The following is a 14,501-nucleotide window of genomic DNA, read 5'->3' on the forward strand; positions in this document are numbered from 1 at the left end:
ACCGACACCATGGCTTTTTTCGCGGTGCTACCTTTGCGTCATGCCAAGCACCGCCCTCACCGTCTGGGACATCTCGCCGCCTGTGCTGGCGGGCAGCCCCGTCTTTCCCGGTGACACTCCGTACACGCAGCGATGGAGCGCCACCCTCGGCCCCGGCTGCCCCGTCAACGTCAGCGCGCTCACGCTGTCGCCCCATGTCGGCGCCCACGCCGATGCGCCGCTGCACTACGACCCGCAGGGCGCCGCCATCGGCAGCGTGGACCTGTCGCCCTACCTCGGCCGCTGCCGCGTGATCCACGCCATCGGCTGCGGCCCGCTGGTGCGCTGGGTGCACCTGGCCCACGCGCTGCACCAGCTGCCGCCGCGCGTGCTGGTGCGCACCTACGACCGCATGCCGGTGGACCGCTGGGACCCGCAGCTCGCGGCCTACGCGCCCGACACCGTGGCGCGGCTGGCCGCGCTGGGCGTGACGCTGATCGGCATCGACACCGCCAGCATCGACCCGGCCGACAGCAAGACGCTGGACAGCCACCAGGTGATCCGGCGCCACGGCCTGCGCGTGCTCGAGAACCTGGTGCTCGACGACGTGCCCGAGGGCGACTACGAGCTGATCGCCCTGCCCCTGAAACTGATGACGGCCGACGCCTCGCCGGTGCGCGCCGTGCTGCGCGCCCTCGCCTGAGCGCCGCGCCACCGAACCCTCCTTTTCGCCCCACGCCATGACCACCCTGCAAGACTGCCGCGCCCTCGATGCGCAAGACCCGCTGCGCGAGTTGCGCCAGCTGTTCGCCCTGCCCGAAGGGGTGATCTATCTTGACGGCAACTCGCTCGGCGTGCTGCCCCGGGCCACGCCGCAGCGCGTGGCCGAGGTGGTGCAGCGCGAATGGGGCGAAGGCCTGATCCGCTCGTGGAACACGGCCGGCTGGTTCGAGCTGCCGCAGCGCGTGGGCGACAAGATCGCCGGCCTGATCGGGGCACGGCCCGGCGAGGTGGTGGCCACCGACTCCACTTCGGTCAACCTCTTCAAGGTGCTCAGCGCTGCAATTTTGATAGCAAGAGAAGACCACCCGGCGCGGACCTGCGTGCTCTCCGAGCGCTCAAACTTCCCGACCGACCTGTACATCGCCCAGGCCCTGTGCCGCCAGCACGGCCTGACGCTCAGGCTGGTCGAGCCCGAGGAGATCGCCGGCGCCCTGACGCCCGAGGTGGCCGTGCTGATGCTCACCCATGTCAACTACCGCACCGGCGCCATGCACGACATGGCGGCCGTCACGGCGGCGGCCCATGCGGCCGGCGTGCTCACGGTGTGGGACCTCGCGCACAGCGCCGGCGCCGTGCCGGTGGACCTGCACGGCGCCGATGCCGACTTCTCCGTTGGCTGCGGCTACAAGTACCTCAACGGCGGCCCCGGCGCGCCGGCCTTCGTCTGGGTGCACCCGCGCCATGCCGACCGCTTCTGGCAGCCGCTGGCCGGCTGGTGGGGCCATGCCGCGCCGTTCGAGTTCACGCCCGACTACCGGCCCGCGCCGGGCATCGCGCGCTACCTGTGCGGCACCCAGCCCATCATGAGCCTGGCGGCGCTCGACTGCGGGCTGGACACGCTGCTGGCCGCCGCGCCACTGGGCGGCATGGCCGCGCTGCGCAGCAAGTCGCTGGCCCTGGCCGACCTGTTCATCCGCCTCGTCGAGGAACGCTGCGCCGGCCACGGCCTGGGCCTGGCCACGCCGCGCGACCCGGCCCGGCGCGGCTCGCAGGCCTGCCTCACGCGCGAGCCCGGCGCGGGCGTGGACGGCGCCGGCAGCGGCGCCTATGCCATCGTGCAGACGCTGATCGCGCGCGGCGTGATCGGCGACTTTCGCGCGGGCGACGGCGGCCGCCACAAGGACATCCTGCGCTTCGGCTTCACGCCGCTGTACATCGGCTTCGAGGACATGTGGCACGCGGTGGAGCACCTGCGCCAGGTGCTCGAAACCGGCGAGTGGCGCCAACCTGAATTCAACCAACAACAGGCGGTGACCTGACATGACATCGCCAAAACCCGAGGACATCGTCCGCGACGAAAAGGCCCAGCTCGACTTCAGCCGCTCGATGAGCTATGGCGACTACCTGCACCTGGACGCGATCCTGAACGCCCAGCAGCCGCTCTCGCCCGACCACAACGAGATGCTGTTCATCATTCAGCACCAGACCAGCGAGCTCTGGATGAAGCTGATGCTGCACGAGCTGCATGCCGCCGTCCGCTGCGTGGCGCAGGACGAGCTGGGCAGCGCCTTCAAGATGCTGGCGCGCGTGAGCCGGATCATGGAGCAGCTCGTGCACGCCTGGGACGTGCTGGCCACCATGACGCCGCCCGAGTACAGCGCCATCCGGCCCTACCTCGCCAACTCCAGCGGCTTCCAGAGCGCGCAGTACCGCTGCATCGAGTTCGCCCTGGGCAACAAGAACGCGGCCATGCTCAAGCCGCATGCGCACCGCTCCGACCTGCTGGCCCAGGTGCAGGCCGCCTACGAGGCCCCCTCGCTCTACGACGAGGCGCTGCGCCTGCTGGCGCGTCGCGGCCTGCCCGTGCCCGCCAGCCACACGCAGCGCGACTGGACCCGGCCCTATGAGAGCAGCGATGCGGTGGAGCAGGCCTGGCTCGTGGCCTACCGCAACCCGCAGCAGTACTGGGACCTGTACCAGCTCGGCGAGGAACTCACCGACCTCGAGGACGCCTTCCGCCTCTGGCGCTTTCGCCACGTGACCACGGTGGAGCGCGTGATCGGCTTCAAGCGCGGCACCGGCGGCACCAGCGGCGTGGGCTACCTGCGCAAGATGCTCGACGTGGTGCTGTTCCCGGAAATATGGAAGCTGCGCACGGATCTGTGACTCGGAAGCTCCGAGCACCCTCTACAACGCCAGTGGCCGCACCAGCAGCTGGGTCTTGATTCTGATGCCGCCTTTGAGCGCCAGCGTGACCGGGGTGCGCTCGCACACCGCGGCCAGCCGCGCGCATTGCGCGTCGGTCAACGCGCCGAGGATGTGGATCTCCCGGGCGATGTGCGCCGAACGCGGCGCGCCCCGCAGCTCGAGCGTGACCATCAGGCGCTCGAGCGGCCAGGCCCTCCGCTCGCAATGCCTGCGAAGCGCGATGGCCGTGCACGCCCCCAGGCTCGACAGCAGCAAGGCGAACGGCGAGGGCCCGGCATCGAGACCGCCACGATCCACCGGCTCGTCCGCGACCAGCGCGTGGCGGCCGCACTGGATTTCCTGGTAATACGGCGGCCGGGAGCTGTCGCTGACGATGACGACGCGAGTGGCTTGCCTCATCGCCTGCGCCTGTCAGCGGCCGCCGCTGTGCGCCCTCAGAACTCGAAGCCGCCAATGGTCATGCCGCCGTCGACGACCAGCATCTGCCCCAGGACGTAGCTGGCCTCCGGCGAGCACAGCCACACCGCGGCGGCCGCCGCCTCTTCCGCGCGCGCACCGCGTCGGGCCGGAATCGCCGACAGCGCCAGCCTGGCAAAGGCCGGGTTCTGCGCGCTGTTGGCGGCGACCATGGGCGTCTCGGTCCAGCCCGGTGCCAGTGCGTTGACCCGCACGCCGTGGGCTGCGTTTTCCATCGCCGCCACGCGGGTCAGGCCCAGCACCCCGTGCTTGGAGGCGGCGTAGGCGCACATGCCGCCCGGCCCCGTGAGCGCGGCGACCGAAGCGGTGTTGCAGATCGCACCGCCACCGGTCTTCTTCATGAGCGGCAGCTCGTACTTCATGCCGAGAAAGACGCTCGTGAGGTTCACGCGCATCACCTCGTCGAAGTCCGGCACCGGGTAGTCCTCGACGCGATGCGCGCCGCCGGTGATGCCGGCATTGTTGAAGGCGACGTCGAGCCGGGCCTGTTCGCGGTCGATGCGCGCAAGCAGTGCGGCAACCTCCTCTTCGCGGGAGACATCGGCCGCCGCAATGCGTGCCAGGCCGCCGGCGGCCTCGATCATCGCCTGCGTCTGTGCCAGCTTCGCCTGCTGCCGCCCGGCGCAATAGACGAGCGCGCCGCGCGCGGCGAATAGCTGCGCCGCCGCGCGCCCGATGCCGGATCCTGCCCCCGTGACCAGGACCACCTTGCCTTCGAATGGGGTGGGCATGTGCCTGCTCCGCCTTCAGCCCAGCTTGACCAGATTCAAGGTGGGCAGCACGCCCCCCGGAAACTGCTGAAGCGGGCTGCCACTGGCCAGGGTTCCGAGGTCGATGGTGGCGAAGCCGCAGCGGCCGAGGATCTCGCCGACGGCCTGTTTTGCCGCAACGTCGTCGCCACAGAGGAAGAGCACGCGGCGCCCGCCGGCCACCTGCGGGTCGGCAGCCAGCATGGCGCGCACCAGCGTATTGCCCGCTTTCACGACGCGCGCGCCGGGCGCGTGCGAGGCGACGACCTCGCTCGAATTCTTGCCGCCCAGGTCCAGGGTGGAGAACCCCGGGCCGACGGCATTCGTCGCGTCGATCAGCACACGCCCGTTCCAGGCCGGCAGGCCGGCCAGGGCTTCCGGCACCTGCGGCCATTGCACCGCCAGGAACACCACGTCGGCCGCAGCGGCTTCCTCGCGCGTGCCGGCCCGGGCGTTCGGCCCCATCTCGCGCGCGGCAGCGGCCAGCGATTCGGGGCCCCGGCTGTTGCTGAGGATCACCTCGTAGCCGGCCCTCGCGGCATGGCCCGCAAAGGCCTGTCCGATGCCGCCCGCCCCCATGACGCCGATCTTCATGACTGGCCCGCCCGCGGGGTATTGAGCAACTGCTGCTCCCACAACAGGCTGGTACCAACGTTGCCCATGTGCTCGACCAGCATCTGCCCGAGCGCGGGCACGGTTGCCGTGCGGGCCCAATCGCGCTGCAGCTCCGAGGCGAACACCGTCCAGGTGAGCGGCACGCCGCCGGCCTGGATCATGCGCTGCACCGCCATCTCGTGCGCCTCCAGGCTGACGCCGCCGGACGCATCGGTGACGAAGTACACCTCGTAGCCGTCGCCCAGCGCGTGGACGACGGGGAACGCCAGGCAGATTTCGGTCCACAGCGCCGCCATCACGATCTTCCTGCGCCCGGTCTTCTTCACCCAGGCCACGACGCGCTCGTCCTCCCAGGTGTTGATGAAGGTGCGGTCGATCGGCTTCTGCTCCGGAAAGACGTCCTGCAGCTGCTTGAGGAGCAGCCCGCCCTTGTCCTCGACCACCGTCGTGAGCAGGGTCGGCACGTTGAACGCCTTGGCGGACTTGGCCAGCCCCACGACGTTGTTGATGACCGTCTGCGTGTCATGGCTTCGCAGGCCCGCGAACTGGAACGGCTGGTGGTCGATCAGGATGAGAACGCAGTTGTCCGGCGTGAGCATGGCCTGCAGGCCGGCCTTCGGGTTGTGCTGTGTTTCCATGGGCTTGTCTCCGTTGGGGGGTTGAGGTGAGGCCGAGAATGCGCCCTCGATTCCATAGCCGGAAGCCGATATCATTCGATGGATTCCATCGTCAGGATTGATAGATGCTCGACGGCCTCACCCTGGACCAGCTGCGCACTTTCATCGCCGCCGCCGAAGAAGGCAGCTTCTCCGCGGCCGGCCGCAAGCTCAGGCGGGCGCAGTCGGTGGTGAGCCACACGCTCGCGAACCTCGAGGCGCAGATCGGCGTGCCCCTGTTCGACCGGAGTTCGCGCTATCCGCGCCTGACCGCGCAGGGCAAGGAGCTTCTGCTCGCGGCGCGCGGCGTGGCCGACCACATCGACACCTTCAAGGCGCGCGCCCGCACCATGCGCGAGGGACTGGAGCCGGAGCTTTCCGTGGTGGTCGATGTGGTCTATCCGATGGCCGCTCTCACCAGGGCCGTGGGCCGGTTCAGGGCCAGCTATCCGAACACGCCGCTGCGGCTCTATGTGCAGGCGCTGGGCGGCGTGGCGCAGCTCGTGCTCGACGGGCGCTGCCGCGTCGGCATCGTGGGCACGCTGCCGACCATCCCCGATCAGCTCCAGTCGGCGCCCTCGCTCGACATCCCGTTCGTGAGCGTCGTGGCGCCGACGCATCCGCTGTCGAGCTGGAAAGGGGTCGTGCCCGAGTCTGAAATCATCAAGCATGTGCAGCTCGTCCTGACCGATCCCACGGAGCTGTCGCAGGGCCACAATTTCGGCGTGCTTTCCAAGAGGACCTGGCGCCTGTCCGACCTCGGGTCGAAGCACGCCTTCCTGAAGGCGGGGTTCGGCTGGGGGCAGATGCCGCGGCATCTCGTGGACAGCGACATCCGCCTGGGCAGCCTCGTGAAGATCCGGGTCGAAGGCGCGCCTGCGCGGATGCAGGTGCTGTCCATGCGCGCGGTCCACCGCAAGGACGCGCCGCCCGGCCCCGCGGGCTGCTCGCTGATCCAGTGGCTCAACGAGCCGGAGCGCCGGCCCGCGCCCCGCGCCAGCCGCGCGCCCTGAACGCCGCAATGGAATGTGCCCCCATCGCCCTCGCAGACCTTGTGCGCGCCTCCCGGGCCAAGCACCTCAGTCCAGCGGCTTGCTCACAAGCCTGCAACCGTGTCGCAACGCCTATTTTCCAAGATTTTCGAAAAAAAACAGGCTGATGTCCTTGTCTCACGGTCATTTCTTGCTATCAAAACAAGAGCAATGAACCGGCCGCTTCACGACGCGCGTGCCGCCCCAAGGCAGGCGCCCGCCAGCTCAGAGCGCCTCATGCTGCGCCGTGCGCAGCGCCAACGCGGCGTGGGACGCTCTCAGTGGGGGCGGCTCGGACTTCACCGCACGAAGCAGGAGCTGCACGGGATGCATCAGGTCCAGCCCATCGACGATGGAGGCCTGGCAGCGGCACGAATACCCCGTCGCAACCGTGCGGCCGAGACGGCCACGCTCCGCCAGGATCGGTTTCCAGCTCTGGCCGTAGATCGCCTCCGAGGTGGCCCGGTGCGCCCGCTCGTGTCCATAGAGGCCCGCCATGCCACAGCATCCGCTCGCGACGACCTGCAGGTTCACCCCCAGATGCCGCGCCACCCGCACCCACTCGGAGGTCGCAGCCGGGGCATTGGTGCGCTCGGTGCAATGCGGAAGCAGTGACCATTCGGCCCCGTCCCCTGCGCGTCGCTGCGGGAGGTCGCGGAGTCTCCCGGCCAGCCACTCCTGGGGCAGCGCGACCTTCGGTGCCGCGTCCGCACCCAGTGCGGCCCGGTATTCGGCGCGATACGCCAGCGTCATCGAGGGATCGATGCCCACGAGCTCCACGCCCGTCTCGGCCAACGCATTGAGCATGCCGGCGTTGCGGCGCGCAGTGCGCCCGAAGGTGCCCAGCATCCCCAGGACATGCTGCGGCTTGCCATTCGGCAAGAAAGGTGCGAGCCACGGCCGGAAGCCCAGGCGTTCCAGGAGCTCGAACCAATCGAGCACAACGCGCGTGTCGTAGTGCGTCGTGAACGCGTCCTGGACCACCACGACGCTCTTTCGGCGCTCGTCCCCGGAAAGTGCGCGCAGCGCTGCTGCCGTCGCAACCTGAACGCCACGCGCCTGCAGCGCCTGCCGCAAATCGCTCGTTCCAAGCGCCGGCAGCGCCACCAGTCCCAGACTCCGCGCCACGCGGTGGCCCAGGCGGCTGTGCGTGAGCGCATTGGCGAGCCGCGGGGTCTTCAGGGCCCAGGGCAGCATCGCCTCCAAGCCTCCGACCAGGTAGTCCCTCGCCGGCCGCAGGTAGCGGCCGTGATAGGCCTCGAGGAACCGGGACCGAAAGGCAGGGACGTCGACCTTGACAGGACACTGCCCCACACAGGACTTGCACGCGAGGCAGCCGTCCATGGCTTCCTTGACTTCATGGGAGAAGTCGCCGCCCGCTCGCCTCGCCTTCCACGTGTTCACTGCGCGCGCGGGCATCTCCAGCCATGTGCCACGTGACGAGGATGCAGGGTCCACCCCGGCTTCGGCCAGGAGCCGCAGCCACTCCCGCATGAGGGAGGCCCGGCCCTTGGGCGAATGCCTGCGGTCTCGCGTGGCCTTCCACGAGGGGCACATCGCATCGTCAGGGTCGAAGTTGAAGCAGGCGCCGTTGCCATTGCAATGCAGGGAATCCTCGTTCGCGCGCCGCACGGCGATGGGAATCTGCCGGTCGAACCGGCCCCGGGTCGGCACCTCGTCGAGCCGCGTCAGCGCGAGGCCGGGCGGAGACGCGATCTTGCCGGGATTGAGCTGGTTGTGCGGATCGAATGCGGCCTTGATCTCCTGCATGCGCGGGTACAGCGGGCCAAAGAATTCCGCGGCGTACTCGGACCGGTAGCCCTTGCCGTGCTCTCCCCAGAGCACGCCTTTGTACTTCTGCGTGAGCGCGAAGACCTCGTCCGAGATCTCGCGCACGAGTTTTTCCTGCTCGGGGTCCTTCATGTCGAGCGCCGGCCGCACATGCAGGCAGCCTGCATCCACGTGGCCGAACATCCCGTACACCAGCCCGCGGCGGTCCAGCGCCGCGCGAAACTCGAGAATGTAGTCCGCCAGGCATTCGGGGGGCACCACGGTGTCCTCCACAAACGGCATGGGTCGCCGCTCGCCCTGCATGTTGCCCAGAAGCCCCACCGATTTCTTGCGCATGGACCAGATCGCTGCCGCCGCGGCCGAGCCACGCGCGACGGTGTAGCCCCGGCGGCCCGCGCCGCCGCCGGCCAGCGCACGCTCGACGCGCGCCAGCTTGGCTTCGAGCTCCGCCTCGTCGGCCGCCACGAACTCCACGATGTTCACGCCCTCGGCCGGCCCCTCTGGATCTTCAGGGAAGAACTCGCGGACCTTCAGCCAGATGGCGTCCTGCCGCGCAAGGGCCAGAACGGTGGCGTCGACGGTCTCGCTGGACGCTGCCTCCAGCTTCATCAGCACGCCCGCATCGCGCAGCGCGGAGTCGAACGTCGCATAGCGGATGTTGAGCAGGCCGGTAAAGCGCGGGACGGGCGTGAGCCGGACCTTCGCCTCCGTCACGAAGGCGAGGCTCCCCTCGGCGCCGCAGATGACCGAGCTCAGATCGAAGCGCCCGTTGCAATCGCAAAGGTGCACCAGGTCGTACCCGGTGACGCAGCGATTCAGCCTGGGAAAGCGCTGTGCAATGAGCTCGGCGTCGTCCTGGCGGATGCGGTCGAGCACCCGCAGCACGTGGCCCACGCGGTCGCTGCGGCCCTTGGCGGCTTCGAGCTCCGCGGCGTTCAGAGGGCGCGACTGCCATTCAGTGCCGTCGATGAAAACCGCCCGCAGCTCCATCACGTGGTCGCGGGTCTTTCCGTACAGTACCGAGCCCTGCCCGGAGGCATCCGTCGCGATCATGCCGCCGATGGTGGCGCGGTTCGAGGGCGACAGCTCGGGGGCGAAGAACAGGCCGCTGGCAGCCACCGCGGCGTTCAGCTGGTCCTTCACCACCCCGGCCTGGACGCGCGCCCAGCCTTCCTCCAGATTCAGCTCGAGGATGGCGTTCATGTAGCGCGACAGGTCGACTGAAAGACCCGCCGTGAGGGACTGGCCGTTGGTTCCCGTCCCGCCGCCGCGCGGTGTGAACTGCAGGGCGCGGAATCGGGATTCGCCCGCCAGCTTGGCGATGCGCACCACGTCCTGGTCGTGGCGCGGAAACAGGATCACCTGGGGCGGCACCTGGTAGATCGAGTTGTCGGTCGAGAAGACCGTGCGATCGGCGTGCGACGACGCCATGTCGCCTTCGAAGCCGCGCAGGCGCAGTTCGGCAAGGTACTCCGAGAGGATCGTTGGCGGGCTTTCGCCGGCGTGGAGCGCAGGAATCACGAACGCCCCCCGCCGGCGCGCGATCCGCCGAACTCGATGCGCTGCCGCTTGAACCGATGGGCCGCCACGCGCAGATGCAGCTGCATCACCTGGCGGGCGAGCTCTCCATCGCCGGCACGGATCGCGGCGGCGAGGTCGCGGTGGTGCTGCATGCTTTGCAGCTTGTCCTGCCGCGTGCTGATGAAGTGCGACCGGATGACGATGGGCATGTCAATCAGGCTGGCCAGCATGCTGCGCAACCGCGGCGATCCGCTGCCTTCGAGAATGGCCCAGTGGAAGGCGGAGTTGATCTTCTGCAGCCGCTCCGCCAGCTCTGCCCCCCCTTTGGCGATCGCACGGCCCATCTCGTCGTTCAAGGCGTCGAGCCTGTCCGCCAGCGCCTCCTCGCCCCGCCGCGCCGCCAGTTCGGCCGCATGCGCTTCCAGCAGCCCTCGGAGGTCGAACGTCTCCTCGATGTCGAACTCCGTCCACTCGGCCACGCGAACCCCCCGGTTCGGGTCGGCCGTGGCCAACCCGTCGTCGACCAGGCGCTTGAGGGCCGCGCGCACCGGCGTGCGGCTGATGTTGAGTTCGCGGGCCAGGCGCTCTTCCTTGAGCTGTTCGCCGGGGGCGTAGGTCCCCCCGACCACCCGCTGCTTCAGCGTCTCATAGGCCTTGTCGGATGCGGCAGCCATGTTTGCTCCTGGTTTGTTCCTATTTTGTACGTTACCGATGAGATGCAGGGTTCATTTTCCTCTGTACACAATAACCCTTGAAGCCCATTCTGGACCATTTTGTTTTTTTATTGTACATTTCCTCCCTCCCATTACCAACCCTCCACTCCAGCCATGGTCGGACTCCAGATTCTCAAGCGGCGCCGCGAAGTTTCGCCGCAACTCGTGCAGGCCTTCAAGGGCCTGCCCGTCGCCAACGTCAGCGACTGCATGGCGCGCATGACGTCCGCCGGCGCGCGCCTTCGCCCGATGCACAAGTCTGCCTATCTCGCCGGGCCGGCGCTCACGGTGAAGACACGCCCGGGCGACAACCTGATGATCCACAAGGCGCTGACGATGGCGCAACCGGGCGACGTGATCGTGGTCGACGCGGGCGGCGACCTGACCAATTCGCTTTTCGGCGAGATCATGACCGCCACGGCGGTGAAGATCGGCGTGGCCGGCGTGGTGCTGAACGGCGCGGTCCGCGACGCCGAAGAGATCGGCCAGGGCGAGTTTCCGCTGTATGCCGCGGGCGTCACGCACCGCGGACCCTACAAGGACGGCCCCGGGGAGATCAACGTCCCGATTTCGATCGACGGCATGGTGATTCATCCCGGCGACCTGATCCTCGGCGACGCCGACGGGCTTCTGTGCGTGCCGTTCGACGACGCCGAGGACATCCTGGCAGCCACGCATCGCAAGATGGAGGCCGAGAAGAAGATGCTGGCGGACATCGCGGCAGGCCAGCTCGATACGTCCTGGATCGACGCGGCGCTCCAGCGCCTCGGCTGCAACACGGAGCCGAAGTGATGGCTATCGAAAAACGAGTGGTCCGGTCGGACCTGTGGATCGATCGGGCGTTCGACGAACGGCTGGCTCGTGAACCCGGTGTGTCGCTGAGCGTCTTCACCGTGCAAGGCAATCCCTCTGTGGCGTGGGATGCGCTCGCCCAAGCGCATGTCTACCACGTGTCCGCCGCCAAGGACGAGCTGCCGAAGGAATGGTTCGTGCGCTCCGATCTGATCGCCCGCTGTCCCGACCTGCTTTGCGTCTCGGCCGGCGGTGCGGGCTACGACACCGTCGACGTGGCGGCCTGCACGGCGGCCGGCATCATCGTGGTGAACCAGTCGGGCGGCAACGCCGTCTCGGTCGCCGAGCACACCCTCGGCTTCATGCTGGGCATTTCCCGCAGGATGCTGGAGGGCGACCGCCGCATGCGCCGCGAGACCGGCTACGCGCGCGAGGACGTGATGGGCCACGAGATCCAGGGCAAGACGCTGGGCCTGGTCGGCATCGGGCACATCGGCACACGCGTTGCCGCGCTTGCGCGCGCTTTTGGCCTGGAAGTGATCGCCACGGACCCCTTGCTGTCAGCGGAGCAGATCGCCCAGCGCGGCGCCAGGGCCGTGCCGTTCGACGAGCTGCTCGCGGCGTCGGACTTCGTCTCCCTGCACTGCCCGCGTGACGCCACGACCCTCAGGATGATGAATGCCGAGACCTTCGGCCGCATGAAGAGGGGCGCCATCTTCATCACCACCGCGCGCGGCGGCATCCACGACGAAAGCGCGCTCGTCGAGGCGCTGAAGGCGGGCCATCTCGCAGGCGCCGGCATCGACGTCTGGGACCAGGAGCCGCCCGCGCTCGACCACCCGCTGCTGGCCATGGACAACGTCTTTGCCACCTTCCACACCGCAGGCGTCACGCACGAAGGACGCCGCAACATCGCTGCCATCAGCGCGGAACAGATCGCCGGCGTGCTGCGTGGCGAACGCCCGCCGCGCCTGATCAACCCGGAGGCCTGGCCCGCATTCGAGCAGCGGCGCGCCCGAATTCTCGGGCACGCCTGACCACCCCATCCATTCAAGGAGACATTCCCATGCATCGCCCCTCTTCGTTCCTTCGCAGGCTCCTGCCGGCGCTCGCCCTGTGCGCCGCGGCCATGGCGCCCGGACTGGCCAGTGCCGCCTACCCCGAAGCGCCGATCAAGATGATCGTCGCCTACGCCGCCGGAGGCGGTACGGACATCACCGCGCGCCTGCTGGCGCAGTACACGCAGAAGCACCTCGGCGGCGACGCCTCCATCGTGGTCATCAACCGCCCCGGCGCCGGCGGCGGCATCGGGTTCACCGAGTTGACGAATGCGAAGCCCGACGGCTACACGATCGGCTTCATCAACACGCCCAACGTGCTCACCATCCCGATCGAGCGCAAGTCCAGCTTCCATTGGCAGAACTTCGACCTCATCGGCAACATCGTCGATGACCCGGGCAACTTCTCCGTGCATGCCGATACGCCCATCAAGAACCTGGCGGATCTCGTCGCCTACGCCAAGGCGAATCCCGGCAAGGTCACGTATGGCACGACGGGCATCGGCTCGGACGACCATCTTGCGGCCCTGATGTTCGAGCGGGCCGCGGGCGTGAAACTCACGCACGTGCCGTTCAAGGGAGCGGCGGAGGTGCACAACGCCATCGCCAGCAAGCAGATCATGCTGGCCGCGATGAACATCGGCGAAGCGCTCCAGTACGAAAAGGGCGGCACGCCCCTGCGCCATCTGGGGCAGATGAGCGACAAGCGGTCCACGCTCGCACCGAACGTGCCCACGTTCAAGGAGCAGGGCTTCGATGTGATCATGGCCTCCCTGCGCGGCGTCGCCGCCCCGAAGAACCTTCCGCCGGCCATCCGCGAGCAACTGGTGAACGCCGTGCACAAGGCCGTGAACGATCCCGAGTTCCGGCAGAAGGCCGCCGGCTACTTTGCGCCCATCCGGTACCTCGCTCCCACCGCCTACGCCACGGAACTGAAAGACGGCGAGGCGGAGTTCAAGAAGCTGTGGCAGGCCAACCCCTGGACCGACAAGTAAGCTGCGGATGAGCGGCGGATCCAAGGCTCGGCCTTCGCTGGGCCATTTTCTTTGTCTTGACGATTTCGAGGCGGCGGCGCGCCGGCACCTGCCGGCCCCCGTGTTTGCCTACGTCGCGGGAGGTGTGGAGCGCAATCAGTCGCTCCGGGCGAATGCCACGGCTTTCGAGAAGCACGAGTTCGTGACCCGGGTGCTCGTGGACACGTCGAAGCGTTCCACCGACACCACTCTATTGGGTAAAACGTGGTCCGCGCCTTTTGGCATCGCGCCGATGGGCATCTCGGCCCTGTCGGCCTACCGCGGCGACCTGGTGCTCACGAGCGCAGCAGCGAACGAGAACGTTCCGATGATCATGAGCGGCTCCTCGCTCATCCGGATGGAGGAGATCGCCCAGGCCAACCCCAACGCCTGGTTCCAGGCCTACCTGCCGGGCAGGAAGGAGGACATCGTGGCCCTGGTCAACCGAGTCAAGGCCGCGGGCTACGGCACGCTCGTTGTCACGCTCGACGCCTCCATCGCCGCGAACCGGGAGAACAACGTCCGCGCCGGGTTCTCCACCCCGCTGCGGCCCAGCGCACGCCTGGCATGGCAGGGCCTCACCCATCCTCGCTGGCTGTTGGGCACGTTCCTCAGGACGCTCGTGCGGCACGGCATGCCGCATTTCGAGAACAACCATGCGCACCGCGGAGCACCGATCCTGTCGGCCAACGTGCTGCGCGACTTCTCGGACCGCGGGCACCTGGGCTGGGCTGACATCCGGATGATCCGGCAGATGTGGCCCGGCAAGATGATCCTCAAGGGCATTCTGGACGTACGCGACGCGCGGACGGCCGTAGCCGCCGGGGCGGACGGCATCATCGTGTCCAACCACGGCGGCCGCCAGCTCGATGGCACCACATCGCCGATGCGTGTGCTTCCCGATATCGTGCAGGCCTGCCCCGAAGTGCCGGTGATGATCGACAGCGGCTTTCGCAGGGGGACGGACGTGCTCAAGGCCTTGGCTCTGGGCGCCAGATTCGTGTTTGTCGGCCGCCCGTTCAACTATGCAGCGGCGGTGGCCGGAGAAGCCGGGGTGCGCAGAGGCATCGCCTTGTTGCGAGACGAGGTGTCGCGGGACATGGCGATGCTGGGCGTCACCTCAACGGCACGCATCGGCCGCGACCTCCTGCTCGATGCGTAGGTCGCGGTCGAGC

General features: G+C 68.4%; 14 protein-coding genes. 8 read left to right on the top strand and 6 right to left on the bottom strand.

The window, feature by feature from the left end:
* The first annotated feature begins 40 nt into the window (after nt 1-40).
* From kynB to kynA, 3 genes are read left to right on the top strand one after another with little or no spacing between them, the layout of a single operon-like run.
* Entirely contained in the window at nt 41-682 is a 642-nt protein-coding gene (gene kynB / locus MMF98_RS13450) for an arylformamidase (RefSeq protein ID WP_243306791.1), read from the top strand.
* A gap of 37 nt (nt 683-719) precedes the next feature.
* Nucleotides 720-2,021 (top strand): kynureninase, encoded by a 1,302-nt coding sequence (kynU, locus tag MMF98_RS13455; RefSeq protein WP_243306792.1) that lies wholly within the window; start codon nt 720-722, stop codon nt 2,019-2,021.
* A gap of 1 nt (nt 2,022) precedes the next feature.
* Entirely contained in the window at nt 2,023-2,868 is an 846-nt protein-coding gene (kynA, locus tag MMF98_RS13460) for a tryptophan 2,3-dioxygenase (RefSeq protein ID WP_243306793.1), read from the top strand.
* A 21-nt stretch (nt 2,869-2,889) separates the two neighbouring features.
* Here the strand turns inward: kynA and MMF98_RS13465 are convergent, their stop codons facing one another.
* From MMF98_RS13465 to MMF98_RS13480, 4 genes are read right to left on the bottom strand one after another with little or no spacing between them, the layout of a single operon-like run.
* Complete coding sequence (locus tag MMF98_RS13465) at nt 2,890-3,309, bottom strand: OsmC family protein (RefSeq protein ID WP_243306795.1); 420 nt, start codon at nt 3,307-3,309, stop codon at nt 2,890-2,892.
* A 35-nt stretch (nt 3,310-3,344) separates the two neighbouring features.
* On the bottom strand, nt 3,345-4,118 hold the full coding sequence (locus tag MMF98_RS13470) for an SDR family NAD(P)-dependent oxidoreductase (protein ID WP_243306797.1): 774 nt from the start codon (nt 4,116-4,118) through the stop codon (nt 3,345-3,347).
* A gap of 15 nt (nt 4,119-4,133) precedes the next feature.
* The gene (locus MMF98_RS13475) at nt 4,134-4,730 is read right to left on the bottom strand and encodes an NADPH-dependent F420 reductase (RefSeq protein WP_243306798.1); all 597 of its coding nucleotides are present in this window, start codon (nt 4,728-4,730) and stop codon (nt 4,134-4,136) included.
* Nucleotides 4,727-5,389 (bottom strand): hydrolase, encoded by a 663-nt coding sequence (locus MMF98_RS13480; RefSeq protein WP_243306800.1) that lies wholly within the window; start codon nt 5,387-5,389, stop codon nt 4,727-4,729. The genes MMF98_RS13475 and MMF98_RS13480 overlap by 4 nt, the downstream gene beginning before the upstream one ends.
* Nucleotides 5,390-5,493: 104 nt before the next feature.
* Between MMF98_RS13480 and MMF98_RS13485 the strand changes: the two genes are divergently transcribed.
* Nucleotides 5,494-6,420: a LysR family transcriptional regulator gene (locus MMF98_RS13485; protein WP_243306802.1), complete on the top strand. Its 927-nt coding sequence runs from the start codon at nt 5,494-5,496 to the stop codon at nt 6,418-6,420.
* A gap of 243 nt (nt 6,421-6,663) precedes the next feature.
* On the opposite strand, the gene ydiJ is transcribed toward MMF98_RS13485, so the two are convergent.
* Nucleotides 6,664-9,750 carry a D-2-hydroxyglutarate dehydrogenase YdiJ gene (gene ydiJ, locus MMF98_RS13490; protein WP_243306803.1) on the bottom strand — a complete coding sequence of 1,029 codons (3,087 nt, stop codon included), beginning with the start codon at nt 9,748-9,750 and terminating at the stop codon, nt 6,664-6,666.
* Nucleotides 9,747-10,424: a GntR family transcriptional regulator gene (locus MMF98_RS13495; RefSeq protein ID WP_243306804.1), complete on the bottom strand. Its 678-nt coding sequence runs from the start codon at nt 10,422-10,424 to the stop codon at nt 9,747-9,749. The genes ydiJ and MMF98_RS13495 overlap by 4 nt, the downstream gene beginning before the upstream one ends.
* A gap of 153 nt (nt 10,425-10,577) precedes the next feature.
* Here MMF98_RS13495 and MMF98_RS13500 point away from each other — a divergent pair, with 153 nt between their 5' ends.
* From MMF98_RS13500 to MMF98_RS13515, 4 genes are read left to right on the top strand one after another with little or no spacing between them, the layout of a single operon-like run.
* A complete protein-coding gene (locus MMF98_RS13500; RefSeq protein ID WP_243306805.1) occupies nt 10,578-11,255 on the top strand; it encodes an RraA family protein in 678 nt (225 codons plus the stop codon).
* Nucleotides 11,255-12,292: a hydroxyacid dehydrogenase gene (locus tag MMF98_RS13505; RefSeq protein ID WP_243306806.1), complete on the top strand. Its 1,038-nt coding sequence runs from the start codon at nt 11,255-11,257 to the stop codon at nt 12,290-12,292. Before MMF98_RS13500 ends, MMF98_RS13505 begins: the two co-directional genes overlap by 1 nt.
* 29 nt (nt 12,293-12,321) lie before the next feature.
* The gene (locus MMF98_RS13510) at nt 12,322-13,308 is read left to right on the top strand and encodes a tripartite tricarboxylate transporter substrate binding protein (RefSeq protein WP_243306807.1); all 987 of its coding nucleotides are present in this window, start codon (nt 12,322-12,324) and stop codon (nt 13,306-13,308) included.
* 7 nt (nt 13,309-13,315) lie between these two features.
* Complete coding sequence (locus tag MMF98_RS13515) at nt 13,316-14,488, top strand: alpha-hydroxy acid oxidase (RefSeq protein WP_243306808.1); 1,173 nt, start codon at nt 13,316-13,318, stop codon at nt 14,486-14,488.
* Nucleotides 14,489-14,501: the final 13 nt, after the last annotated feature.

The sequence above is a fragment of the Variovorax terrae genome (assembly GCF_022809125.1).
GTDB lineage: Bacteria > Pseudomonadota > Gammaproteobacteria > Burkholderiales > Burkholderiaceae_C > Variovorax_A > Variovorax_A terrae.